This window comes from Microbacterium marinilacus (genome assembly GCF_019753765.1).
Classification (GTDB): Bacteria; Actinomycetota; Actinomycetes; order Actinomycetales; family Microbacteriaceae; genus Microbacterium; species Microbacterium marinilacus.
Genome location: NZ_JAIJZW010000003.1, coordinates 18,568 through 40,470, shown reverse-complemented (window position 1 = coordinate 40,470; position 21,903 = coordinate 18,568). Strand labels below are relative to the sequence as shown.

21 protein-coding genes are annotated in these 21,903 nt (G+C 70.3%); 16 read left to right on the top strand and 5 right to left on the bottom strand.

What is annotated here, in order from left to right; all coding sequences use genetic code 11:
- The first annotated feature begins 38 nt into the window (after window positions 1–38).
- The 5 genes from K5S26_RS05850 to K5S26_RS05830 all read left to right on the top strand — a co-directional run bounded on the left by K5S26_RS05850 (window position 39) and on the right by K5S26_RS05830 (window position 5,659).
- Entirely contained in the window at window positions 39–1,040 is a 1,002-nt protein-coding gene (locus K5S26_RS05850; protein ID WP_221856921.1) for a LacI family DNA-binding transcriptional regulator, read from the top strand.
- Window positions 1,041–1,320: 280 nt separating this feature from the next.
- Entirely contained in the window at window positions 1,321–2,121 is an 801-nt protein-coding gene (locus K5S26_RS05845) for an HpcH/HpaI aldolase family protein (protein WP_221856918.1), read from the top strand.
- Window positions 2,118–3,056, top strand: a complete 939-nt coding sequence (locus K5S26_RS05840; protein WP_221856916.1) for a 2-hydroxyacid dehydrogenase — start codon at window positions 2,118–2,120, stop codon at window positions 3,054–3,056. Before K5S26_RS05845 ends, K5S26_RS05840 begins: the two co-directional genes overlap by 4 nt.
- Window positions 3,057–3,132: 76 nt before the next feature.
- Window positions 3,133–4,647, top strand: a complete 1,515-nt coding sequence (locus K5S26_RS05835) for an MFS transporter (protein WP_308122794.1) — start codon at window positions 3,133–3,135, stop codon at window positions 4,645–4,647.
- Window positions 4,648–4,723: 76 nt separating this feature from the next.
- Window positions 4,724–5,659 carry a dihydrodipicolinate synthase family protein gene (locus K5S26_RS05830; RefSeq protein ID WP_221856914.1) on the top strand — a complete coding sequence of 312 codons (936 nt, stop codon included), beginning with the start codon at window positions 4,724–4,726 and terminating at the stop codon, window positions 5,657–5,659.
- Window positions 5,660–5,686: 27 nt separating this feature from the next.
- Here the strand turns inward: K5S26_RS05830 and K5S26_RS05825 are convergent, their stop codons facing one another.
- Window positions 5,687–6,385, bottom strand: coding sequence for a TetR/AcrR family transcriptional regulator (locus tag K5S26_RS05825; protein ID WP_308122793.1), 699 nt, complete (start codon window positions 6,383–6,385; stop codon window positions 5,687–5,689).
- A 70-nt stretch (window positions 6,386–6,455) separates the two neighbouring features.
- Here K5S26_RS05825 and K5S26_RS05820 point away from each other — a divergent pair, with 70 nt between their 5' ends.
- The 5 genes from K5S26_RS05820 to K5S26_RS05800 all read left to right on the top strand — a co-directional run bounded on the left by K5S26_RS05820 (window position 6,456) and on the right by K5S26_RS05800 (window position 10,775).
- The gene (locus K5S26_RS05820) at window positions 6,456–7,211 is read left to right on the top strand and encodes an SDR family oxidoreductase (protein ID WP_221856910.1); all 756 of its coding nucleotides are present in this window, start codon (window positions 6,456–6,458) and stop codon (window positions 7,209–7,211) included.
- Window positions 7,212–7,240: 29 nt separating this feature from the next.
- Window positions 7,241–7,576 (top strand): nuclear transport factor 2 family protein, encoded by a 336-nt coding sequence (locus K5S26_RS05815; RefSeq protein ID WP_221856908.1) that lies wholly within the window; start codon window positions 7,241–7,243, stop codon window positions 7,574–7,576.
- 82 nt (window positions 7,577–7,658) lie between these two features.
- A complete protein-coding gene (locus K5S26_RS05810; protein WP_221856906.1) occupies window positions 7,659–8,612 on the top strand; it encodes a LysR family transcriptional regulator in 954 nt (317 codons plus the stop codon).
- A gap of 127 nt (window positions 8,613–8,739) precedes the next feature.
- Window positions 8,740–9,723, top strand: coding sequence for a DUF1852 domain-containing protein (locus tag K5S26_RS05805; RefSeq protein ID WP_221856904.1), 984 nt, complete (start codon window positions 8,740–8,742; stop codon window positions 9,721–9,723).
- 26 nt (window positions 9,724–9,749) lie between these two features.
- Window positions 9,750–10,775 (top strand): methionine synthase, encoded by a 1,026-nt coding sequence (locus K5S26_RS05800; RefSeq protein WP_221856902.1) that lies wholly within the window; start codon window positions 9,750–9,752, stop codon window positions 10,773–10,775.
- A 41-nt stretch (window positions 10,776–10,816) separates the two neighbouring features.
- Here the strand turns inward: K5S26_RS05800 and K5S26_RS05795 are convergent, their stop codons facing one another.
- The gene (locus K5S26_RS05795; protein WP_221856900.1) at window positions 10,817–11,515 is read right to left on the bottom strand and encodes a GntR family transcriptional regulator; all 699 of its coding nucleotides are present in this window, start codon (window positions 11,513–11,515) and stop codon (window positions 10,817–10,819) included.
- A gap of 392 nt (window positions 11,516–11,907) precedes the next feature.
- Complete coding sequence (locus K5S26_RS05790) at window positions 11,908–12,900, bottom strand: LacI family DNA-binding transcriptional regulator (protein ID WP_221856898.1); 993 nt, start codon at window positions 12,898–12,900, stop codon at window positions 11,908–11,910.
- A gap of 95 nt (window positions 12,901–12,995) precedes the next feature.
- Here K5S26_RS05790 and K5S26_RS05785 point away from each other — a divergent pair, with 95 nt between their 5' ends.
- Complete coding sequence (locus K5S26_RS05785; RefSeq protein WP_221856896.1) at window positions 12,996–13,994, top strand: alpha/beta hydrolase fold domain-containing protein; 999 nt, start codon at window positions 12,996–12,998, stop codon at window positions 13,992–13,994.
- Window positions 13,991–14,704, top strand: coding sequence for an alpha/beta fold hydrolase (locus tag K5S26_RS05780; RefSeq protein WP_221856894.1), 714 nt, complete (start codon window positions 13,991–13,993; stop codon window positions 14,702–14,704). Before K5S26_RS05785 ends, K5S26_RS05780 begins: the two co-directional genes overlap by 4 nt.
- Window positions 14,705–14,722: 18 nt before the next feature.
- Here K5S26_RS05780 and K5S26_RS05775 read toward each other — a convergent pair whose 3' ends face one another.
- On the bottom strand, window positions 14,723–15,589 hold the full coding sequence (locus K5S26_RS05775; RefSeq protein ID WP_221856891.1) for a helix-turn-helix domain-containing protein: 867 nt from the start codon (window positions 15,587–15,589) through the stop codon (window positions 14,723–14,725).
- A gap of 138 nt (window positions 15,590–15,727) precedes the next feature.
- On the opposite strand from K5S26_RS05775, the gene K5S26_RS05770 reads away from it, so the two are divergent.
- Window positions 15,728–16,756, top strand: a complete 1,029-nt coding sequence (locus K5S26_RS05770; RefSeq protein ID WP_221856889.1) for an NAD-dependent epimerase/dehydratase family protein — start codon at window positions 15,728–15,730, stop codon at window positions 16,754–16,756.
- A 38-nt stretch (window positions 16,757–16,794) separates the two neighbouring features.
- Here K5S26_RS05770 and K5S26_RS05765 read toward each other — a convergent pair whose 3' ends face one another.
- A complete protein-coding gene (locus K5S26_RS05765) occupies window positions 16,795–17,595 on the bottom strand; it encodes a hypothetical protein (protein WP_221856888.1) in 801 nt (266 codons plus the stop codon).
- A gap of 385 nt (window positions 17,596–17,980) precedes the next feature.
- Between K5S26_RS05765 and K5S26_RS18645 the strand changes: the two genes are divergently transcribed.
- The 3 genes from K5S26_RS18645 to kdpB are packed head-to-tail and all read left to right on the top strand — an operon-like array spanning window position 17,981 to window position 21,900.
- Window positions 17,981–18,070, top strand: coding sequence for a potassium-transporting ATPase subunit F (locus tag K5S26_RS18645; protein ID WP_221856886.1), 90 nt, complete (start codon window positions 17,981–17,983; stop codon window positions 18,068–18,070).
- On the top strand, window positions 18,070–19,740 hold the full coding sequence (gene kdpA / locus K5S26_RS05755; RefSeq protein ID WP_221856884.1) for a potassium-transporting ATPase subunit KdpA: 1,671 nt from the start codon (window positions 18,070–18,072) through the stop codon (window positions 19,738–19,740). Before K5S26_RS18645 ends, kdpA begins: the two co-directional genes overlap by 1 nt.
- A 3-nt stretch (window positions 19,741–19,743) precedes the next feature.
- Window positions 19,744–21,900, top strand: a complete 2,157-nt coding sequence (gene kdpB, locus K5S26_RS05750; RefSeq protein ID WP_221856882.1) for a potassium-transporting ATPase subunit KdpB — start codon at window positions 19,744–19,746, stop codon at window positions 21,898–21,900.
- The last annotated feature ends 3 nt before the right edge of the window (window positions 21,901–21,903 follow it).

Below are 21,903 nucleotides of genomic sequence, written 5' to 3'. Positions count from 1 at the left end.
GTTTCGCGCCGTTTCGCGCGACGGGCAGGAGGTCGCGGATGGGTCAGGACGCCTCGCTGACCGCGGTCGCCGCTGCGGCCGGGGTGTCCCTGAGCACCGCGTCGAAGGCGCTCAACGACCGTCCGCGCGTGAGCGCGGCGACCCGCAGGCGGGTCGTGGCAGCCGCCGAACGCCTCGGCTACGTGCCGCGGCAGGGGGCGAGCCGGTTCAAGCTGGGCGGAACGGTCGGCATCATCGCGAGCGACCTGTCGGGCCGCTTCGCCCTGCCGATCATGATGGGCGCGGAGGACGCGTTCGGGCTCGGGGCCGTGTCGCTGCTGATGTGCGACGCGCGCGGCGACACGATCCGCGAGCGTCACCACCTGCGCGCGCTCGTCGAGCGCAAGGTCGACGGCATCATCGTGCTCGGCAGCGTGTCGAACGAGCGGGCGAGCCTCAGCAGCATGTTCGACGTGCCGCTCGTCTACGCCTACGCGCCCTCCTCCGCGCCCGGCGACACCTCGGTCGACTCGTCGCACGAGCGATCGGGTCGCATCGCGGCGGAGCATCTCGTGCAGGCGGGAGCGACCCGCGTCGGCGTCATCGCGGGGAATCCACGGGTGCGCGCATCCGTCGAGCGCTCGGCGGGTGCGCGCGACGTCCTGATGGCGGCCGACGTCCCGCTCGTCGGCTCGACGGTCTACGCGGGTGAGTACTCGGAGCAGTGGGGCCGGGCCGCCGCCCGCGCGATGATCGCGCGCGACCCCGACGTCGACGGGTTCCTCTGCGGCAACGACCAGATCGCCCGCGGCGTGCTCGAGGTGCTTCGCGAGGAGGGATGGGACGTCCCCTCCCGCGCCCGGGTCATCGGTCACGACAACTGGATCTCGATGGCCGAGGCGACCCGTCCGGGCCTGACGTCGATCGACATGCACCTGGAGGAGATCGGCCGCGTCTCGGCCGACCTGCTGCTGCGTGCCATCGACGGTGCCCCCGCGCCCGGGCGGCACACCGTCGAGTCGCAGCTCGTCGTGCGCGGCTCGACCATGCAGACGCACTGACCTCCCCGCTGCCGTGGAGAAGGGCCTCCGCCCGGGCTCGGCCGCGGAGTTGCGAAAGTGAGCGCGAAAGTCGGCGCAGCCGTTTCGGCCTCCGTCAGCGATTCCTAGTCTCCTTCTGAGAGCCGCAGCACGTCCCCCGCATCGCAGCAGGGGAGCAGCGGGCGGCCCCCGAACGCGAGGCGGACGCCTCGCCCTCGACGCGCCCGCGCACCCGGCCGGGCCGCGTCGCCGGTCGCCGCGCCCTCCGCGCTGCGCCGTCACCGATGAAAGGACTCGACCCGTGCGCCCGAACCCCATTCGCGAGAAGCTCTCGGCAGGGCAGCCGACGATCGCGACCCGTGTGCTGCTTCCCGACCCCGCCGTCATCGAGGCCGTCGGCCAGACCGGGGTGTTCGACTACGTCGAGTTCCTCGCCGAGTACAACGCCTTCACGCTGCACGACCTCGACGCCATCGGCCGCGCCGGCGAGCTCTACGGGCTCGGCACGATGATCAAGCTCGACTACGAGCAGAACCACTACCTCGCGCAACGGGCCGTCGGGTCGGGCTTCCACGGGGTGCTCTTCGCCGACATGCGCACGCGCGACGACGTCGAGCGCGCCGTCGCCTCGGTGCGTCCCGACACCCCCGAGCACGGGGGCACGTACGGCGCCGCCGCCCGCCGCAACGCGCGGCCGACCTACGGCGGCGGCGAACAGTACATCGCCAGGGTCGCCGAGACCGTCGTCGGCGTGATGGTCGAGAAGCGCGAGAGCTTCGACGACCTGGACGCGCTGCTCTCCGTTCCCGGCATCGACTTCGTGCAGTGGGGGCCCACCGACTTCCGGATGAGCTCGGGAGGCTCGACCGCCGAGATCGACGCGGTGCGGCAGCGCGTCTTCGACGCATGCCGCCGGCACGGCGTGCCGGCGCGCATCGAGCTGGGCAGCCTGGACGAGTTCAGCGACCTGACCGCGCAGGGCTTCCGTCACTTCTCGCTCGGCATCGACCTCGAGATGCTCTACTTCGGCTGGAAGCAGCTCGGGACCGAGGCCCGTGAGCTGCTCGTCGAGGCGGAGCCCACCGCCGCGGTGCTGCCGTGAGCATCCGCGTCGCCACGACCGTCCCCCTGCCGGCGCCGTCGTCGCAGGCACTCGCCGAGGTCGGGGGCGAGCTGCTCCACGCCGAGCACGTCGAGGCCCTCCTCGGCGTCGAGCGTCTCGACGCCGTCGTCGTGACGATCACCGACGCGCTCGACGCGACGGCCATCGCCGAGCTCGCCGCCCACGGCGCGCGGCTGATCGCCAACGTGGGCGCCGGCTACGACAACATCGACGTCGCCGCCGCCACGACGGCGGGCATCGCCGTGACGAACACCCCCGACGTGCTCACGGAGGCCACGGCCGACATCACCATGTCCCTGCTGCTGGATGCGACACGGCGCGTGAGCGAGGGAGACCGCCTCGTGCGCTCCGGCGCCGCGTGGTCGTGGGGCTTCGACTTCATGTGGGGCCGATCGCTCGCCGGCAAGCGGCTGGGCATCGTCGGCTACGGACGCGTCGGCGAGGCGGTCGCGCACCGCGCCCGCGCGTTCGGCATGACGGTCGCGTCGTCCTCGCGTCGTCCCCGTCCCGAGGACGACGTCGAATGGATGCCGCTCGACGAGCTGTTCGCCACCTCGGACGCGGTGTCGCTGCACTGCCCTCTGACCGACGAGACCCGCCATCTCGTCGACGCCGACAGATTGCGCTCGATGAAGCCGACCGCCGTGCTGGTCAACACCGCTCGCGGAGCGGTGGTGGACGAGGCCGCGCTGGTCGCCGCGCTGCGCGACGGCACGATCGCCGCGGCGGGCCTGGACGTCTACGAGAACGAGCCCCGCCTCGCCGCGGGTCTCGCCTCGCTCGACAACGTCGTCCTCGCCCCGCACCTCGGCTCGGCCACGCGAGAGACACGCGAGGCGATGGCCGACCTGGCCGTCGGCAACGTCCTCGCCTTCGCGCGCGGCACCGCGCTCCCGACCGCCGTCAACCGCTGACCCCCGGGCGGCGCTCCCCGCCGCACCGCCGACCCTGCATCACCCCGACCCGTTCACACGATGAAGTGAGAGAACCGTGATCCACACATCCCCGACCACCGCTCCCTGGTACCGGCAGGTGTCCAGGCGTCAATGGAAGATGTTCGCCGCCTCGTGGCTCGGCTACCTGCTCGACGGCTTCGACTTCGTGCTCATCACCCTGGTGCTGACCCACATCAGCGACGAGTTCGGCCTCTCGGGGGTGCAGGCGGCGAGCCTGGTCTCCGCGGCCTTCGTCAGCCGCTGGTTCGGCGGCCTCGCGATCGGCGCGGTCGGCGACCGCTTCGGGCGTCGGGTCGCGATGATCACAAGCATCCTGCTGTTCTCGCTCGGCTCGCTCGCCTGCGCCGTCGCCCCCTCCTACGCCGTGCTGTTCATCGCCCGCATCGTGATCGGCCTCGGCATGGCCGGCGAGTACGGCGCGAGCTCGACGTACGTGATCGAGGCATGGCCGCCCCGGCTGAAGAACAAGGCCAGCGGCTTCCTCATCTCCGGCGCCGCCGTCGGCACCGTCCTCGCCGGCCAGGTGTACCGCTTCGTCGTGCCCGAGTTCGGCTGGCGGGCCCTGTTCGCCATCGGCCTGGTGCCGATCGTCCTCACCCTGTGGCTGCGCCGCAGCCTGCCGGAGCCGGAGGACTGGGAGAAGTCGCGCCGCCGCGACGAGGCCCCGGGCGCGAAGGCGGCGCCGAACGTCTTCGCGATGCTGTTCAAGGGTCGGCTGCGCGTCGTCAACACCATCACCGCCGTGATCGCCATGGCGCTGCTGCTGCTGATCTTCACCGGCCAGCTGAACGGTCTCGGCACGGCCGCGGCGGGCGTGGTCACGGCCGCCGTGTTCATCTCCTACATGGTGCAGTTCGGCGGAAGGCGCTGGCCGCTCATCGTGATGGTCACCTTCACCGTGCTGTGCGCCTTCCTCTACTCCTGGCCGATCCAGGCGCTGCTGCCCACGTACGCGTCCACCGAGCTGAACTACGACCCCACGGACGTCGCCACGGTGGTCTTCTTCGCGGGCTTCGGCAACGCGATCGGATGCGTGGTCGCGGGCTTCATCGGCGACAGGTTCGGCACGCGCTGGGCGTACGTGGGGAGCCTGCTGCTGTCACAGCTGCTGATCTTCCCCGTGTTCCTCATCGGCGGGACGCAGCTCATCGTGCTGGGCGCGCTGCTGTTCCTCCAACAGCTCTTCGGGCAGGGCATCTCGGGGCTGCACCCCAAGTGGATCAGCGGCTTCTTCCCGACCGAGCAGCGCGCTGCCAGCCTGGGGTTCACCTACAACGTGGGCGCCCTCGGCGGCGCGATCGCGCCGGTGCTCGGCGCGTCGATCGCCAGCAACTTCTCGCTCGGCTTCGCCCTGCCGCTGCTGTCGTTCTCGCTGACCACCGTGGTGATCCTGCTGATCGGCTTCAACGTGCCCGCGCACGTCCAGCGCCTCGTCCACCCGGACGCGTCGCTCCCGTCGGACTTCGCCCGCGACGGTCTGCTCGGCATCGACGAGGACGCATCGGCCCCGGACGCCGAGGGCGTCGGCGACAGCGCGAGGCGACGCTGAGAGCAGGGGGCGGCGGTGAGATCGGACGCCGCCCCCTGCGCCCGCTTGTCCATCCCGATCGAGGAGGATCTCTCAGATGACCGCAGAACTGTCACTGCACGGCATCATCCCGCCACTGGCGACGCCGCTCACGCCCGACGGCGAGGTCGACGTGCGCTCGCTCGAGCGTCTGGCGGCGCGGATCGTCGACGCCGGCGCGGCCGGGCTGTTCGTGCTCGGGTCGACCGGCGAGGTCGCCTTCCTCACCGATGAGCAGCGGGTGCGCGTGACCGAGACCGTCGTCTCGGTCGCCGACGGCCGCGTGCCCGTCCTGGCCGGCGCGATCGACATGACCACGCCGCGCGTGCGACGTCAGGTCGCCGCGGCGGCCGCGGCAGGGGCGGACGCGGCGGTCGTCACCGCGCCCTTCTACACGCGGACCCATCCGGCGGAGATCGCCCGGCACTTCCGGCTCGTGGCGGAGAGCTCGCCCGTCCCGCAGGTCGCGTACGACATCCCCGTCGCCGTCGGGACGAAGCTCGACACGTCCACGGTGCTCGACCTCGCCGCCGACGGGACGATCGTCGCGCTCAAGGACTCGAGCGGGGACGACGCCGGCCTGAGGCGGGTGATCCTGGGCGCTCGCGAGCGAGGGCTCGACCGCTTCGCGGTGCTCACCGGCTCGGAGCTCACGGTCGACTCGGCGCTCGCGTTCGGAGCCGCCGGCTGCGTCCCCGGGCTGGGAAACGTCGACCCCCACGCATACGTGCGTCTCTACACGGCCGCGCGAGCCGGCGACTGGGCCGCCGCGCGCTCCGAGCAGGATCGGCTGTTCGCGCTGTTCGGGCTCGTCGACGCCGCCCCCGCCGAGCGCATGGGCCGGGGCTCGTCGGCCCTCGGCGCGTTCAAGGCGGCACTGCACCTGCTCGGCGTGATCGACGACGCGCGCACCGCCGACCCGTACATCCCGCTGGACGACGCGGAGGTCGCGGTCGTGCGGCGTCATCTCGAGCAGGCGGGCCTGCTGCGCTAGCGGCACGCGGCGGGCCGGGGCGTCTCGTCATCCGTCCGACCCCAGCTTGCGCAGCCACTGGATGAGGAGCTGCGTCTCGGCGGCTCCGAGCACCTCGGCGTGCGCGGCGGCGTGCTCGAGCACGCGATGGATCTCGGCACGCCGGTCGGAGGCGGGCGACGTCGCCTTCCCGGTCCCCGTGATCGCGGCGATGGCGCCCTCGCGCACCGCGGCGGAGAGCTGCGGGTCCGGCGCGGCGAGCACGATCTGCCGCAGGGTCACGCCGATGTTGGCGACGAGGATGTGCGCGGCCGCCTGCTCCGGGTCGACGATCAGGCGGCCCTCGCGGGCAGCGGCATGGGTGAGCGCCGACAGCAGCCGGCTCGGTCGGTCCTGCGCCGCAGGCGAGTGGCCGGGGCGCACCATGCCGTACATCAGCGTGTAGAAGCCGGGGTTCTCGATCCCGAACGCGACGTGCGCGTCCCAGCCGTCGCGGATGTCCTGGACGGGGTCGCCGGACGACTCGTGGGCCGCCTTCTCCGCGAGGTAGAGGTCGAAGCCGCGCTCGATCACCGCGTCGAGCAGCCCCTGCTTGCTGCCGAAGAAGTGGTACAGCGTCGGCATCTTCACGCCGGCGGCGTCGCAGACCGCCCGGAGCGAGATCTCTCCTCCCGGCGCGGCCGCGATCCGCTCGGCGGCGGCGTTCAGCAGCCGTGTCCGCGTATCGGGATGTGCTGCTTCTGTCACATCGCTATAGTAGCGCCATGTATCGGTGTGATAGCTTTCAATATCGTCGATACAGACAGGAGGCATTGACATGACCGAGCACACACTCCAGGGAAAGAACGTCCTCGTCGCCGCGGGAGCCAAGAACCTCGGCGGCCTGATCAGCCGGCGCGCCGCCGACCACGGGGCCAACGTCGCGATCCACTACAACTCGACCTCGGCCCGCCCGGAGGCCGAGCAGACCCTGGCCGCCGTGGAGGCCGCCGGGGGCAGAGGCGTGATCCTCACCGGCGATCTGACGCGGCCCGACAACGTCGCGACGCTGTTCGCCGAGGCGGAGGCGACGATCGGGCGCATCGACGTGGCGGTGAACACCGTCGGGAAGGTGCTGCGCAAGCCGATCCTCGAGACCTCCGAAGACGAGTACGACTCGATGTTCGACATCAACAGCAAGGCCGCGTACTTCTTCCTGAAAGAGGCCGGCAGGCATGTCGCCGACGGCGGCAAGGTCATCACGATCGTCACGAGCCTGCTCGCGGCGTTCACCGACGGCTACTCCACGTACGCCGGCGGCAAGAGCCCGGTCGAGCACTTCACCCGCGCGGCGGCGAAGGAGTTCGCGCCGCGCGGGGTCTCGGTGACAGCCGTGGCGCCCGGGCCCATGGACACGCCGTTCTTCTATGGGCAGGAGACCCCGGAGCGCGTCGAGTTCCACAAGTCGCAGGCCATGGGCGGCCAGCTGACGAAGATCGAGGACATCGCCCCCATCGTGACCTTCCTGGCCACGGAGGGCTGGTGGATCACCGGCCAGACGATCTTCGCCAACGGCGGCTACACCACCCGCTGATCGAGCGGCCATCGAGAGAGGATCACGACATGACCGACACGCAGAGCACCCCCACGCCCGTCACGGCGTTCGTCGAGGCGATCAACGCCGCCGACACCGACGCGTTCGTCGCGCTCTTCGCGCAGGACGGGCTCGTGGACGACTGGGGCACCGAGTATCGCGGGCATGAGCGGATACGACAGTGGGCAGGCTCCGACGCGATCGGCGCCGGGGCGCGCATGAAGGTGCTGTCGGCGTCGACCGACGGCGACACCACGACCATCCGCTTCGACTGGCGGAGCCGCGTGTTCAACGGCGAGTCGACCGGCGTCTTCGTCCTGGACGCCGCGCTCATCCGCAGCTTCACCATCCCGCCCGAGCGGTAGCGGCCGCCCCCGACGCTCCGGACCCGGTCTCGCCGCCTATCGGGTCCGGAGCGGTCACGCGCCATCCGGATAGCCTGTGCCTATGGTGCGAGACGGTCTGGGCACGGCGAGCGGCATCACCCTGCAGCAGCTGAAGTACTTCGTCGAGGTCGCCGCAGAGGGGTCCATCAGCGCCGCGGCAGACCTGCTCTACGTCTCGCAGCCGACGATGTCCGCCGCGATGAAGGACCTGGAGCACCGCGTCGGCAGCACGCTGCTCACGCGGTCCGTCCGAGGGGTGACCCTGACGGAGGCAGGTGCCGAGTTCCTCGGGTACGCGCGCCAGGTGGTCGAGCAGGCGGAGCTGCTCGAGCAGCGCTACCTCGGGCGCCCGCCGTCGCGCCGCCTCCTCGCCGTGTCCACGCAGCACTACTCGTTCGTCGTCGACGCCTTCGTCCGCCTGGTGAAGGCGGCGGACGCGTCGGAGTACGCGTTCGCGCTGCGCGAGACGCGCACGTGGGACATCATCGAGGACGTCCGCACGCTGCGCAGCGAGATCGGGGTGCTCTATCGGAACGAGTTCAACCGGAACGTCATCGACAAGCTGCTTCGCGACTCCGGCCTGACCTTCACCCCGCTGTTCCTCGCCGACCCGCACATCTTCGTCGCCCGAACGAACCCTCTGGCCGAGCGCGGGCGCGTCACCCTCGACGACCTCGAGGGCCTGCCGCGGCTCACGTTCGACCAGGGCGCGAACAACTCGTTCTACCTCGCCGAGGAGATCCTGTCCACGCGGTCGTCGAAGCAGGACATCCGGGTGAGCGACCGGGCCACCATCTTCAACCTCATGATCGGGCTCGGCGGCTACACCATCTCGACCGGCATCATCTCGGACGACCTCGACCCGTCGATCGTCGCCGTCCCGCTCGACGTCGACGAGCGCATCGAGATCGGCTGGATCGGGCACGCCTCGATCTCGCTCACCGACCAGGCGCGGCGCTTCGTCGACGAGATGCGCCAGGTCGTCTCGGGCTTCGGGGTCGAGCTCCTCACATAGCCAGCACCTATAGCCACGTACTAAGCATGCTGATGGGGCTATGGAGACCGGTGCTGCATAGCCTGAATGCCCTGACGCGGGCGCGGCGCCCGTGCCCCACCGCGAGGTATCGAGGCATCCGATCACCATGACGAACGACTTCACGTTCCGCATCAGCACGACGCGCTTCGACGAGGACTACTCCCCGTCGTCCAGCTCTCGCGGCACGACCAACTTCGCGAATCTGGCCCGGGGCGAGGACCGGCGGCAGAACCTCCGCAACGCCCTGACGATGATCGACAACCGCTTCAACGACCTGGCGCACTGGGACAACCCGACCGGGGACCGTTACACCGTCGACACGGACATCGTCTCCGTGGACCTGCGCTTCCCCGCCGACGACGGCGAGACCGTCTTCCCGTTGATCGAGATGCTCGACACGCACATCGTCGACACGCTCACCGGCAGGCGGATCGACGGGATCGTGGGGAACAACTTCTCTTCGTACGTCCGCGACTACGACTTCAGCGTGCTGCTGCCGGAGCACAAGGCGAGGCAGACGGGACTCGACGTGCCGGACGACTTCGGCGAGCTGCACGGAAGGCTCTTCCGGCACTTCCTCGAGTCCGACGCCTACAGGGAGCGGTTCTCGCTGCCTCCGGTGATCTGCATCAGCGTCTCGAGCTCGAAGACGTACCGGCGGATCGGGAACCGGCACCCGATCCTCGGGGTCGAGTACCGCCAGGACGAGCCCTCCCTGACCGACCGGTACTTCGACCGGATGGGACTCCGAGTCCGCTACTTCATGCCGCGCGGCGCCGTCGCACCCCTGGCGTTCTACTTCCGGGGGGACCTCCTGGGCGACTACTCCGATCTGGCGCTGATCGGCCTCATCAGCACGATGGAGACGTTCCAGAAGATCTACCGCCCGGAGATCTACAACGCGAACGCAGCCGCCGCAGAGCTGTACCGGCCGAGCCTGGAGAATCGCGACTACTCGGTGACGCAGGTCTCCTACGATCGCGAGGAGCGCAGCCGCCTGGCCCTCACGCAAGGGCGGTTCACCGAGGAGAACTTCGTGAAGCCGCACGGGGCCGCGCTGGAGCGCTGGGCCTTCAGCCACGCCGTCTGACCGGACGAGACACGAGGAGTCCACCCATGAACGCACTGCTGCCGACCTCGATCGTGGGGAGCCTGCCGAAGCCCTCCTGGCTCGCCCAGCCGGAGACCCTCTGGTCGCCCTGGAAGCTGGAGGGCGACGAGCTGCTCGAAGGCAAGAGGGACGCGCTGTCGTTGGCGGTCGACGAGCAGCGCCTGGCGGGGCTGGACGTCGTCAGCGACGGCGAGCAGACCCGCCAGCACTTCGTCACCACGTTCATCGAGCACCTCAGCGGGGTGGACTTCGAACGACGCGAGACGGTGCGTATCCGCGACCGCTACGACGCGAGCGTCCCGACGGTCATCGGCGCGGTGGGGCGTGAGAGGCCGGTCTTCGCCGACGACGCGAGGGCTCTCCGTGCGCAGACCGACCGGCGCATCAAGTGGGCGCTGCCCGGTCCGATGACGATGATCGACACGCTGTCGGACAGGCACTATCGGAGCCGCGAGAAGCTCGCCTGGGAGTTCGCGAAGATCCTCAACCAGGAGGCCAAGGAGCTGGAGGCGGCGGGCGTCGACATCATCCAGTTCGACGAGCCGGCCTTCAACGTGTTCTTCGACGAGGTGGGCGACTGGGGCGTGGCCGCGCTGGAGCGGGCGGCCGAGGGCCTGCGCAGCGAGACCGTCGTGCACATCTGCTACGGCTACGGCATCAAGGCGAACACCGACTGGAAGGCGACTCTCGGCCCGGAGTGGCGCCAGTACGAGCAGACGTTCCCGCTGCTCCAGCGATCGACGATCGACACCGTCTCCCTGGAGTCCCACAACTCCCGCGTGCCGGTCGACCTGATCGAGCTGCTGCGGGGGAAGAACGTGATGCTCGGGGCCATCGACGTGGCGAGCGATCAGATCGAGACCCCCGATGAGGTGGCGGCCACGCTGCGCGACGCACTCCGCTTCGTCGATGCGGACCGGCTCTGCCCGAGCACGAACTGCGGCATGGCGCCCTTGGCCCGGCAGGTCGCGCGAGACAAGATGTCCGCGCTCGCGGCGGGCGCGGACATCGTCCGGGCCGAGCTCGCCTGACGGGTGCGAGAGACCGCTCGGGCGGCAGCCCCGACCGGTGCTCACGCCGCCGAGCCGCCCTCGGCGGGCTCGATCGACGGGTCCTGCGCGAGCGCCGCTTCCTGCGTGTCGAAGATCCCGTGCTGGGCACGGATCAGCCGCTCGGCGCCCGCGGCGTCGCCGGCGAGGATGGCGTCCCGGAGGTCGGCGTGCAGCACGCGCATCTGCTCGAGCAGCTCCGGCGGGAACCGCATCCCGGTGAGGTTGCGCTCCAGCGTCGCCTCCATGTCGCTCATGTGGTCGTGATGCAGGACGTTCCCCGACCGTGAGGACAGGTAGCTGTACAGGCTGCGGCGGGCCTCCGACGCGTGCGGCGCGCCGATCGCCGCCTCCATCTCCTCGACCAGATGCGCCGCCTCCTGGCGCTCCTGCAGGGTGAGCCTCGGGATCGCCATGTGCGCGGCGACCCCCGCCTGATAGCCGGCGTGCAGCCGCGACATCCGCTGCGACGCCGGGGTCACCTCGGTCACGCGCGTGAGGCGACTGGGAAGGATCTCCACCAGCCCGACCCGCTCCAGGCGCTGCAGCGCCTCCCGCACCGGCGTGCGCGACATGTGCAGCCGCTCGGCGAGCTCCACGTCCTGCAAGCGCTCTCCGGGACGCAGCTGGCCGCGGGCGATCGCCCGCGCGATCCGGTGGAACGCGTCCTCGCCCAGCGACTTCTTCCGCGGCGGTGGCGTCCCGTCGACCCACACCTTCATCTGTTGCCTCCCCACGCCGGTCGCGTGACCGGCGTGGGGAATATATCGGCCGTGCGGCGGGGCGCCGGGGAACGTGTCCTCCTCTCGCACAAGGAGGCGCGGCGCGGGACGGCGCCGGCGTCACGGAACCTACAAGAGTCCCTATGCGGGAAGGCACGCTCCGTGAGTCGCCGATATACAGCACGGCCTTCTCCTTGGCGGCCGCGACCGGACGAGAGCACGCTGGGTCTGGCGTCGGTGGTCGTGTCGCTCGCGACCTGGCTGCCTTCGGGGGAAGGACTCCTCAGCCGCCACCGGCCGCGCACTGGGGCGACGCCCTCTCGGACCCGCCTCGCGACGCGTCCGAGAGGGCGTTCCGCAGGCGGCGCAGATCCTCGGCCGACCGATCGCGTCTACGTGCTCGCCCGGATGATGAGCTCGGGCTCCAGGGTCACCGTCTGAGGCGTCCCTCCGCCGACCGCGATCTCATCGATCATCAGCCTCAGGGCGGCGGCGCCGGACTCCTCGAACGGCTGCCGCACCGTCGTCAGCCCGATCGTCTCCGCCACGGTGCCGTCGTCATATCCCACCAGCGCCACCCCTTCTTCTCGGCTCCGGCCGGACGCACGAAAGTGCTGCCAGACCCGTGCGGCGAGCCCGTCGTGGTGAGCGACCACGGCGGTTGCGGACGGATGGGCGCGAAGCGCGGCGGAGGCGACGTCGCCGGGCGCGGCCGACGGCGGGCAGACCGTGTCGACGACGTCGACGAACTCCTGGATGCCCGCGACCCGCACCATCGCCGCGGACAGGTAGTCGCCGGACATCTGCGGCTCGTGAAGGAAGATCGCCCGCCGATGGCCCCGTTCGCACAGGTGACGCCCGATCGCTCGACCGCCGGCCAGGTCGTCGACGAGCACGGCGGAAGGCGCCGACGAGGGGCGATCGGCGCCTCGGACGTCGATCAGGACGACCGGCAGCCTCGACTCCCGGCTGGCGCGCAGCGCGGCGCCCGAGAGCGGCACGCCCATCACGATCAGTCCGTCCATGCCACGACGCGCGGGAAGGGCGTCGAGCAGTGGCGCGACGGACCGGGCCGCCGACTCGAGATCATGGGCGACGATCTCGATGGCGGTGTTCCGTGTGCGCGTGAGCATGCCCGTGAGGCGACGGAGATACGTCGGGTAGCTGCTGAACGGCGCCGCGACGGCGATCCGGGTGCCGGCTCGTCGCTGCGGCGGCGCCTGTTCGGTGCGGTAGCCCAGAGCGCCCGCGGCGGCGAGCACCTGCGCCCGGGTCGACTCGCGGACGCGATGGGGCGAGTTGACCGCGAGCGACACCGTGGAGATGCTGACGCCGGCGCGCTCCGCGACGTCGTAGATCGTGACCCGGCGACCGGGTTGCCGCATGCGCCACCGCCTCACCGGATCGCTGTCATCGAAGTTCTTCGATCCTCACACAATGTCCCGAGGCGCACTCGAGCGCGCAGGGAGGCAGAGGATCGATGGCGAGACTCACCGATGCGCACGTCGACCCCGCGATCCTGCGGTGGATCGCACGGTACGGCGAGCTCTCGTCGACGGTGCCGGGCCTCGGAGATCCCGACCCGGCGGTCAGCCGCGCCGCGGCGCGACGGATCTCCGACCTCGTCGCGGCGGAGTTCACCGCGCCCGTTCCCCCTGGCGTCTCGATCGACGACTTCCTCCTGGATGGGCCGCACGGTCCTCTTCGCGTTCGTCGCTACCGCCCCGACTCGGTCCCCGATCTCGCCCCGACCCAGCTCTGGATGCACGGCGGAGGCTTCTTCGCCGGCGACGTCCACGAGATCCTCAATGACAGAGTCTGCGCGGCGTTGGCGCGGGCGAGCGGCGTCCAGCTCGTCTCGCTCGACTACCGCCTCGCACCGGAGCACCGCTATCCCGCGGCCGTCCACGACGCCATCTCCGCCCTGGACGCCCTCGTCTCGACCCCCGGCCTCCTCGGCGTCGACCCGCGTCGCCTCGGGATCGGCGGCAACTCCGCGGGGGCGGCCATCGCCGCCAGCACCGCGCTGCACCTCCGCGACTCCGCCGTGGTCGAGCTGATCCATCTCGATGCCGAGGTGATCCCCGCGGCGCTTCCGCCGGTCGGCGATTCGGCGGAGGAGTTCGCGGAGGGCTTCGGGCTGGATGGCCTGTCCTCTCTGGCGGAGGTCTACTTCGGACCGGACGGCCCCGCAGACGCCTATGGCGCGGTGCTCGACGCACCGAGTCTCGTCGGGCTGCCGCCGACGCTGCTCATGCTCGCGGAGCTCGACCCGCTGCGCGATGCCGGCCTGCGCTTCGCCGACCGGCTGGCGGACGCCGGCGTGCCCGTGACCGTCGTCGTCGGCGAGGGACATCTGCACGCGTCGCTGGGCCTGACGGCGCAGTTCGCCGGGGCGCGGGAGTGGAACCGTCGTCACGCCGCTCGGCTCGCCGCCGCCTACCGCACGGCACCCGAGCCTCTGAGGAGAGACCGATGAGACTGTTCACCCGCGAGCTCGGCAGCGGTCCGCGCACCGCTGCCCTCGTCCATGGCGCCTCCGAGAGCTCTACGGCGTGGCACGACTTCGCGAGCATTCTCGTGGAGAAGCACGACCTGTCCCTCATCCTCGTGGACCAGCGCGGACACGGCGAGAGCCCGCGCTCCGACAGCTACACCCTCGAGACGTTCACGCAGGACCTGATCGACACCCTGCCCGTCGGCCTCGACCTGCTCATCGGGCAGTCACTCGGCGGACGGGTCGCTGCAGAGGCCGCGCCGGCCCTCGCACCGAGGCGGTTCATCGGCATCGACCCGGGCTTCGCCGTGTCGTGGCGCTTCGGGATGGCGATGCGGCTCATGAACCGGGTGCGTCCGTTGATGTCCCGTGCCGCGATCCGAAGGGCGGGCATCAAGCGCACGGGTGCCGGGTCGATCGACCGGCAGATGGCGAACTGGGATGCCTGGGACTCGCGCATGGTCCCCTACCTCGCCACCACCGGGCGTCGCACGGAGTACACGCCACGGCCGCCGGCCGTCCCGTCGACCATCGTGCTGGCCGAGGACAGCGTCGTCGTCTCGCCGGAACGGGCGCGGGAGTTCGGCGATCTCGGGTGGGACGTGCGGACGCTCCCCGGGGCGCCCCACGACATGCACATCCAGATGCCCACTCAGCTCGCCGCGCTGCTGGACGACCTCCTCACCGCGTGAGGGACGAGTCCCTCACGCTCAGGAGCGCGGGCGCGAGGGTCGGGTCGGCGCCGCGCGATCTCCTGGCGTGGTCCGCGCGGCCATGGACCCCAGGAGCGCGAGCCGCTCGGCCGATCCGCTGCCGGGCTGCGCGTGATAGACGACGAGCATGATCCCGTCGGTGCCGGCGACAGCGAGCTTCTCCCGTTCGAGGCGGAGCCGCCCGACGGCGGGATGGTCGAGCAGGACGCTGGCGCCGGTGCGCTCGGCGATGTCGTGCCGCGCCCACAAGCGACGGAACTCCGGGCTGGCGAGTGACAGCTCCCCGACGAGCTCGACGACGCGCGGGTCGTCGACGCTGCGCCCGACGGTCCTGCGGAATCCGGCGAGGAGCGCGGCGGCTGCCCGTTCCCAGTCCTCGAAGAGATCCTGTTCGGCCTCGTCGAGGAACACGTCCCGGAGTCGGTTGCGCCCGGCGACGAGCCGGGGCGAGACGGCCGCGGCGAGCGCGTTTGCGGCCAGGACGTCGAGGTGGCGGCCCTCCGCGAACGCGGGGAACGGGAGCTGGTCGATGAGCCGGGCGGTGCTGGCGGGGAGCGTCTCCCGACGGGGCTTGGGCCGGCCACGGCGCTGGCGGCCGTCCACGAGGCTGAGCAGGTACGCGTCGTCGTCGAGTCGCAGCACGCGGGCGATCGCCTCGAGGACCTGCGCGGACGGGTGCCGATCGCGTCCCTGCTCGAGGCGGAGGTAGTACTCGGCGCTGATGCCGGAGAGCATCGCGACCTCCTCACGACGGAGGCCGGGCACCCGGCGGACGCCGAGGACGGGGATGCCGACCTGCTCGGGGGTGACGAGCTCGCGCCGGGCTCTCAGATACTCGCCCAGGGTGTTCGGCGCGTCCGTCATGTCGCCTACGGTAACGAGCGCCGCCCGGTGGAGCGTATGCCCTGTCACTACCAGTGTCACCAGGGGCCTGGGCGACCGTGCCGGGCGCGATCAGGATCGTGATGTCGCTTGAGGAACGCATCACGAAAGGTCTCTCCCATGTCCGAGGTTCTCGTCACGGGCGGGTCCGGCTTCATCGCCGGTCATGTCATCGCTCAACTGCTGGATCAGGGGCACGTCGTCCGGTCCACCATTCGCTCGCTCCGCAAGGAGGACGCCGTCCGCGCGGTGCTCCGCGACGCGGGGGTCGCCCGCGACGCGGAGCTGACCTTCGTGGAAGCGGATCTGATGAAGGACGCGGGGTGGGCGGACGCCGTCCGCGGGGCGGACTACGTCCTCCACCTCGCCTCTCCGATCCACACCGGCAGGGTGAAGGACGAGGAGGAGGTCATCGCCCCTGCACGCGACGGCGCCCTGCGGGTCCTGCGCGCCGCCCGCGACGCCGGCGTCAGACGTGTGGTGCTCACCTCTGCGTTCCACGCCGTCGGATTCGGCCACGGCCGCATCGATCACGTCTTCACTGAGGACGACTGGTCGCCGGTGGACGGTCCCGGCGTCGACGTGTACGGGCGCAGCAAGATCCTCGCGGAGAAGGCGGCCTGGGACTTCGTCGAGCAGCCGGGCATGCAGCTCGAGCTGACCACGATCCTGCCCGTCGCGGTGATGGGCCCGGTGATGGGCGAGGACGTCTCCGGCGCGAACCACATCGTGCAGAACATGCTGAAGGGTGAGATGCCCGGCGTTCCGAACATGTTCGTGCCCATCGTGGATGTGCGGGACGTCGCCGCCGCGCATATCGCCGCGATGACGGCCCCCGGCGCGGCCGGCGAGCGATTCCTCGTCGGCACGGGCGAGCCGGCGGTCGCGATGAAGGAGATCGGCGCCGTCCTCAGGGCTGAGCTCGGCGAGAGGGCCGGCAGGGTCCCGACCCGGTCGATCCCGGACCTCGTCGTCCGCCTCGCCGCGCTGTTCCGGGACGATTTCAGGTCGGTCGCCGCCGACCTGGGCTACGTCAAGCGCGTCTCCGAGACCAAGACCCGTGCCGTCCTCGGGGTGACGCCACGGCCTGCCCGCGAGGCGATCGTCGCCGCCGGCCGCAGCATGGTCGCCCGCGGACTGGCAGGCTGACTCCGTTCCCCGCCCGGCGGCGAGATCCGCTCCCCGCGTCAGTCGGGAGCGTTGACGGCTGCCACGACCGCCCCGAGAACCGCGTCGTACAGACGACTCGTCAGCGCGTTGTACTCCTCCATCTGTGCATCGTCGCGGAATCCGAGGTCGTTCCACGACCCCATGCCGCCGAAGACCCACGCGAGCGTCGCCGCGGCCAGCAGCTGCCGCCGGGGCAGCGACAGCGTCTCGGGGGCCAGGTCGAGTCCGTACGCGATCGTCGGCGTCGGATCGTCGAGCGCGGACGACGACGTGTCGAAGACCGTCCGCCAGTGCTCGAGCTCGTGTGTCGCGGCGAACCACGAGATCTCGGCGAGGGTCTCGCGGAGGCGTGCCGCGGCGGATGCCGGTTCGACGGACACTGGCGACGCCGCGTCGAAGGGCCGTCCGAGCATGTCCACCGCCCAGATCCGGCTGTCTGCCGCCTGCGGGTGCGCGACGCTCCAGCGACTGAGCCAGACCCGCGGCCGGCGGCCGTCGGTCACGATCGCCCACGAGCCGCCGTTCGAGAACGAGGCGGCGATGTGGGCGGGCAGATCGCCCGTGATGCCGCGCGCCGTGAGCAGGAGAAGACGCGTGCACCCGCCCGCGCGCAGAGCGCCCAACCACTCGGCGACGCCGTCGCTCCGGCGCACGCGGGTGCGCAGGAGGGTCTTCTCGGTCCACTGGATGCGCAGCGACCCGACGTACCGGAAAGCGGGGGCCAAGGCCTCCGTCGGCGGGGGCACGTCGCCCGTCGAGGCCAGCCACGCGCTGCCGTGCAGGCAGAGAGAGACGAGAGACGCGAGTTCACCGTTCACCTCCCCATCGTGGACCATGCGCTGCCGACGCTCGCCCGCGATGCGCACGACGGCGGCGGCGACCCGCCTGCTGACGGATGCTCACCGCACCCGCCGCGGCCGATGAGCGGCGGGCCTGTGAACCCTGTGCGCACCCGCTCCGAGCGCTGCCTCGTGAGCATCTCGTGAGAGTTCGACGATTCGTCGTATGCGTTCTGTTAGGGCCCCCATCAGCGCGACGAGGGCGGTGTTTGATCGGGAGTTGCGTCCGCTTCGGACGCGCGACCCACTGTCCTGCGGTCGCTGCGAGGTGAATGGAGCTTGTTGTGCTTGACGTCGTCTACGTGCTGGGCGTGATCGTCCTGTTCGTGGCTGTCGGACTGATCGGGAAGGCGGTGGAGAAGCTGTGATCGTCTTCGAGCTTCTTGCCACCGTGCTCGGCGTCGCGGCGGTCTTCTATCTGGTGTTCGCCCTCGTCAAGCCGGAGCGTTTCTGATGGAGTGGCTGCTGCTCATCGCGAGCGTCGCGACGATCGTCCTCGCGCTCGGCCTGACCTATCGCCCGGTCGGCGACTACATGGCATGGACCTTCACAAGCCGGAAGGACTGGAAGGTCGAACGCGGCGTCTACAAGGTCATCGGCGTCAACCCCAAGCAGGAGCAGTCCTGGCAGGCGTACCTGCGTTCGGTCCTGTACTTCTCGATCGTCGGCGTCCTGCTGCTCTACCTGCTGCAGCGCACGCAGCAGTGGCTGCCCTACTCCCTGGGCAACGAGAACGTCGAGCCGGGCGTCGCCTTCAACACCGCGATCTCGTTCGTGACCAACACCAACTGGCAGGCGTACTCGGGTGAGGCGCTCTCCTACACGGTCCAGTTCGCCGGGCTCGCCGTGCAGAACTTCGTATCGGCGGCAACCGGCATCGCTGTGGCGATCGCCCTGGTCCGCGGCTTCGCGTACCGCCGCAGCGGGACGATCGGGAACTTCTGGGTGGACCTCATCCGCGGCACGTTCCGGATCCTTCTGCCGCTGTCGATCGTGGCCGCGGTGGTCCTGATCGCCGGCGGCGTCGTGCAGAACTTCAACGGATACGTCGACGTCACCACCATCACCGGCGGCACGCAGACGATTCCGGGCGGCCCGGTCGCCTCCCAGGAGGCCATCAAGGAGATCGGCACCAACGGTGGTGGCTTCTACAACGCCAACGCCTCGCACCCGTTCGAGAACCCGACGGGGTGGACCAGCCTCTTCCAGGTGTTCCTGATCCTTCTCATCCCGTTCTCGCTGCCCCGCACCTTCGGCAAGATGGTGGGCGACAACCGCCAGGGATACGCGATCCTCGCCGTCATGGGCACGCTCTTCCTCGCGTCGACCTTCGCGCTCGCCGCGTTCGAGTTCGCCGGCCGCGGAACCGCCCCCGAGCTCGCGGGCGCGGCGATGGAGGGCAAGGAAGCGCGCTTCGGGCTCGTGCAGTCCGTCCTCTACGCCTCGACCACCACCTTGACGTCGACGGGCTCCGTGAACTCGATGCACGACTCGTACACCGCGCTCGGCGGCATGATGCCCATGGTCAACATGCTGTTGGGCGAGATCGCTCCCGGCGGTGTGGGTGCGGGCCTCTACGGAATGCTGATCATCGCGGTCATCGCCGTCTTCGTCGCGGGGCTTCTCGTGGGCCGTACGCCGGAGTATCTGGGCAAGAAGATCGGTCCGCGCGAGATGAAGCTCGCGAGCATGTACATCCTCGTCATGCCGATCCTCGTGCTCGGCGGCATCGCGCTCAGCTTCGCCATCCCGGCGTTGCGAGGCAGCATCATCGACGAGTCCCTGGCGAACTCCGGATCGCACGGCCTGTCAGAGGTGATCTACGCCTTCGCGTCGGCCGCCAACAACAACGGCTCCGCGTTCGCCGGCCTGACCGCCAGCACGCCATGGCTGACCGCCGCCCTCGGCGTCGCGATGCTGCTCGGCCGGTTCATCCCGATCGCGCTGGTGCTCGCGCTGGCTGGGTCGCTCGCCTCGCAGGACAAGATCCCCGCGACGGCCGGCACCCTGCCGACGCATCGTCCGCTGTTCGTCGGCCTCACCGTCGGCACCGCGGTCCTGGTGACCGCACTCGTCTTCTTCCCCGTTCTCACGCTGGGTCCCCTGGCGGAAGGGCTGCTGTAAACCATGTCCATCATCACCGAGAGCCCCACATCCGACGCTCCGAGGGCGACCTCGCGGGCCCCCCGGCAGACGCTCACCTGGGCGCAGATCCGAACCGCTCTCCCGGGCGCGTTCCGGAAGCTCGATCCCCGCGCCCAGTGGCGCAACCCGGTCATGTTCATCGTGTGGGTCGGCGCCGCACTCACCACGATGCTCGCTGTCGCCGAGCCGTTCCTCGGTGGCCCGGCGGAGTCCGGCGGCACCAGCGTTCCGTGGTCCTTCACCTGGATCATCGCCGTCTGGCTGTGGCTGACCGTGGTCTTCGCCAACCTCGCCGAGTCGATCGCCGAGGGCCGAGGCAAGGCGCAGGCCGACACGTTGCGCAAGACGCGGACCAGCACGACCGCTCATCGCGTCGTCAGCTATCACCCGGAGACGGATGCGGCCGCAGATGAGGCGCTCATCACGGACGTCTCCTCGGCAGACCTGCGCCTCGGCGACATGGTGGTCGTATCCGCTGGAGAGCTCATCCCGGGCGACGGCGACATCGTCTGGGGCATCGCGAGCGTGGACGAGTCGGCCATCACCGGCGAGTCTGCGCCGGTGGTGCGCGAGTCGGGGGGCGACCGCTCCGCGGTCACTGGAGGCACGCGCGTGCTCTCCGACCGGATCGTGGTCCGGATCACGTCCAAGCCGGGCGAGACGTTCGTCGACCGGATGATCGCGCTCGTCGAGGGCGCAGCCCGTCAGCGCACCCCGAACGAGATCGCGTTGAACATCCTCCTCGCCTCCTTGTCGATCGTGTTCGTCGTCGTCGCGCTCACCCTGAACCCGATCGCGTCGTACCCGGCGAGCCCGGCGAGCATCACCGTCCTCGTGGCGCTGCTCGTCTGCCTCATCCCGACGACGATCGGCGCGCTGCTCTCCGCGATCGGGATCGCCGGCATGGACCGGTTGGTGCAGCGCAACGTCCTCGCGATGTCGGGGCGCGCGGTCGAGGCCGCCGGTGACGTGACCACGCTGCTGCTCGACAAGACGGGCACGATCACCTACGGAAACCGTCGAGCAAGCGCCTTCGTGCCCCTCGGCACCGTCGAGATGCAAGAGCTCGTCAAGGCGGCAGCGCTTTCCTCGCTCGCCGACCCGACCCCGGAAGGCAAGTCCATCGTCGACCTCGCGCACTCCGAGGGCGTTGATGTGGAAGCCGACCCTCGCGGCGAGATCGTCCCGTTCACGGCGCAGACGCGCATGTCCGGCCTTGACCTCGCCGACGGGGCGCAGATCCGCAAGGGCGCCGGCAGCGCGATCACCGGTTGGCTCGAGGAGGACGGCGCGCGGCTGCCCAGCAGCGAGCTGGCAGAACTCGACGAGCATGTCGAGCGCATCTCCCAGTCCGGTGGGACCCCGCTGGTCGTCGCGGTGAAGTCCGCGGACGGCAGCCGACGGGTCCTGGGCGTGGTCCACCTCAAGGACATCGTGAAGGAGGGCCTGACGGAGCGCTTTGCGGAACTGCGCTCGATGGGCATCCGCACCGTGATGGTCACCGGCGACAACCCCCTCACCGCCGCCGCGATCGCCAAGGAGGCCGGCGTCGACGACTTCCTCGCCGAGGCGACTCCCGAGCAGAAGCTCGCCTACATCCGGAAGGAGCAGGACGGAGGCAACCTCGTCGCGATGACCGGCGACGGCACCAACGACGCCCCCGCCCTGGCGCAGGCGGACGTCGGTGTGGCGATGAACACGGGAACGTCGGCGGCCAAGGAGGCGGGCAACATGGTCGACCTCGACTCCGACCCGACCAAGCTGATCGACATCGTCGCCATCGGCAAGCAGCTGCTGATCACGCGAGGAGCGCTCACCACGTTCTCGATCGCCAACGACATCGCGAAGTACTTCGCGATCATCCCCGCGATCTTCATGGGAGTCTTCCCGCAGCTCGCGGTGCTGAACATCATGGGCCTGCACTCCCCGGCATCCGCCGTGCTGTCAGCGGTGATCTTCAACGCCATCGTGATCGTCTTCCTGGTGCCTCTCGCCCTTCGCGGCGTGAAGTACCGCCCGCTGAACGCATCGAAGATCCTCGGCCGCAACCTCGCCGTCTACGGCCTGGGCGGCATCATCACCCCCTTCATCGGCATCTGGCTCATCGACCTGCTCGTGCGCCTGATCCCCGGCTTCTGACCC

Coding starts and splice junctions, on each gene's coding strand:
- K5S26_RS05850 (WP_221856921.1), top strand. CDS start 39: ATGGGTCAGGACGCCTCGCTGACCGCGGTCGCCGCTGCGGCCGGGGTG.
- K5S26_RS05830 (WP_221856914.1), top strand. CDS start 4,724: ATGACCGCAGAACTGTCACTGCACGGCATCATCCCGCCACTGGCGACG.
- K5S26_RS05820 (WP_221856910.1), top strand. CDS start 6,456: ATGACCGAGCACACACTCCAGGGAAAGAACGTCCTCGTCGCCGCGGGA.
- K5S26_RS05815 (WP_221856908.1), top strand. CDS start 7,241: ATGACCGACACGCAGAGCACCCCCACGCCCGTCACGGCGTTCGTCGAG.
- K5S26_RS05810 (WP_221856906.1), top strand. CDS start 7,659: ATGGTGCGAGACGGTCTGGGCACGGCGAGCGGCATCACCCTGCAGCAG.
- K5S26_RS05805 (WP_221856904.1), top strand. CDS start 8,740: ATGACGAACGACTTCACGTTCCGCATCAGCACGACGCGCTTCGACGAG.
- K5S26_RS05800 (WP_221856902.1), top strand. CDS start 9,750: ATGAACGCACTGCTGCCGACCTCGATCGTGGGGAGCCTGCCGAAGCCC.
- K5S26_RS05795 (WP_221856900.1), bottom strand. CDS start 11,515: ATGAAGGTGTGGGTCGACGGGACGCCACCGCCGCGGAAGAAGTCGCTG.
- K5S26_RS05790 (WP_221856898.1), bottom strand. CDS start 12,900: ATGCGGCAACCCGGTCGCCGGGTCACGATCTACGACGTCGCGGAGCGC.
- K5S26_RS05785 (WP_221856896.1), top strand. CDS start 12,996: ATGGCGAGACTCACCGATGCGCACGTCGACCCCGCGATCCTGCGGTGG.
- K5S26_RS05780 (WP_221856894.1), top strand. CDS start 13,991: ATGAGACTGTTCACCCGCGAGCTCGGCAGCGGTCCGCGCACCGCTGCC.
- K5S26_RS05775 (WP_221856891.1), bottom strand. CDS start 15,589: ATGACGGACGCGCCGAACACCCTGGGCGAGTATCTGAGAGCCCGGCGC.
- K5S26_RS05770 (WP_221856889.1), top strand. CDS start 15,728: ATGTCCGAGGTTCTCGTCACGGGCGGGTCCGGCTTCATCGCCGGTCAT.
- kdpA (WP_221856884.1), top strand. CDS start 18,070: ATGGAGTGGCTGCTGCTCATCGCGAGCGTCGCGACGATCGTCCTCGCG.
- kdpB (WP_221856882.1), top strand. CDS start 19,744: ATGTCCATCATCACCGAGAGCCCCACATCCGACGCTCCGAGGGCGACC.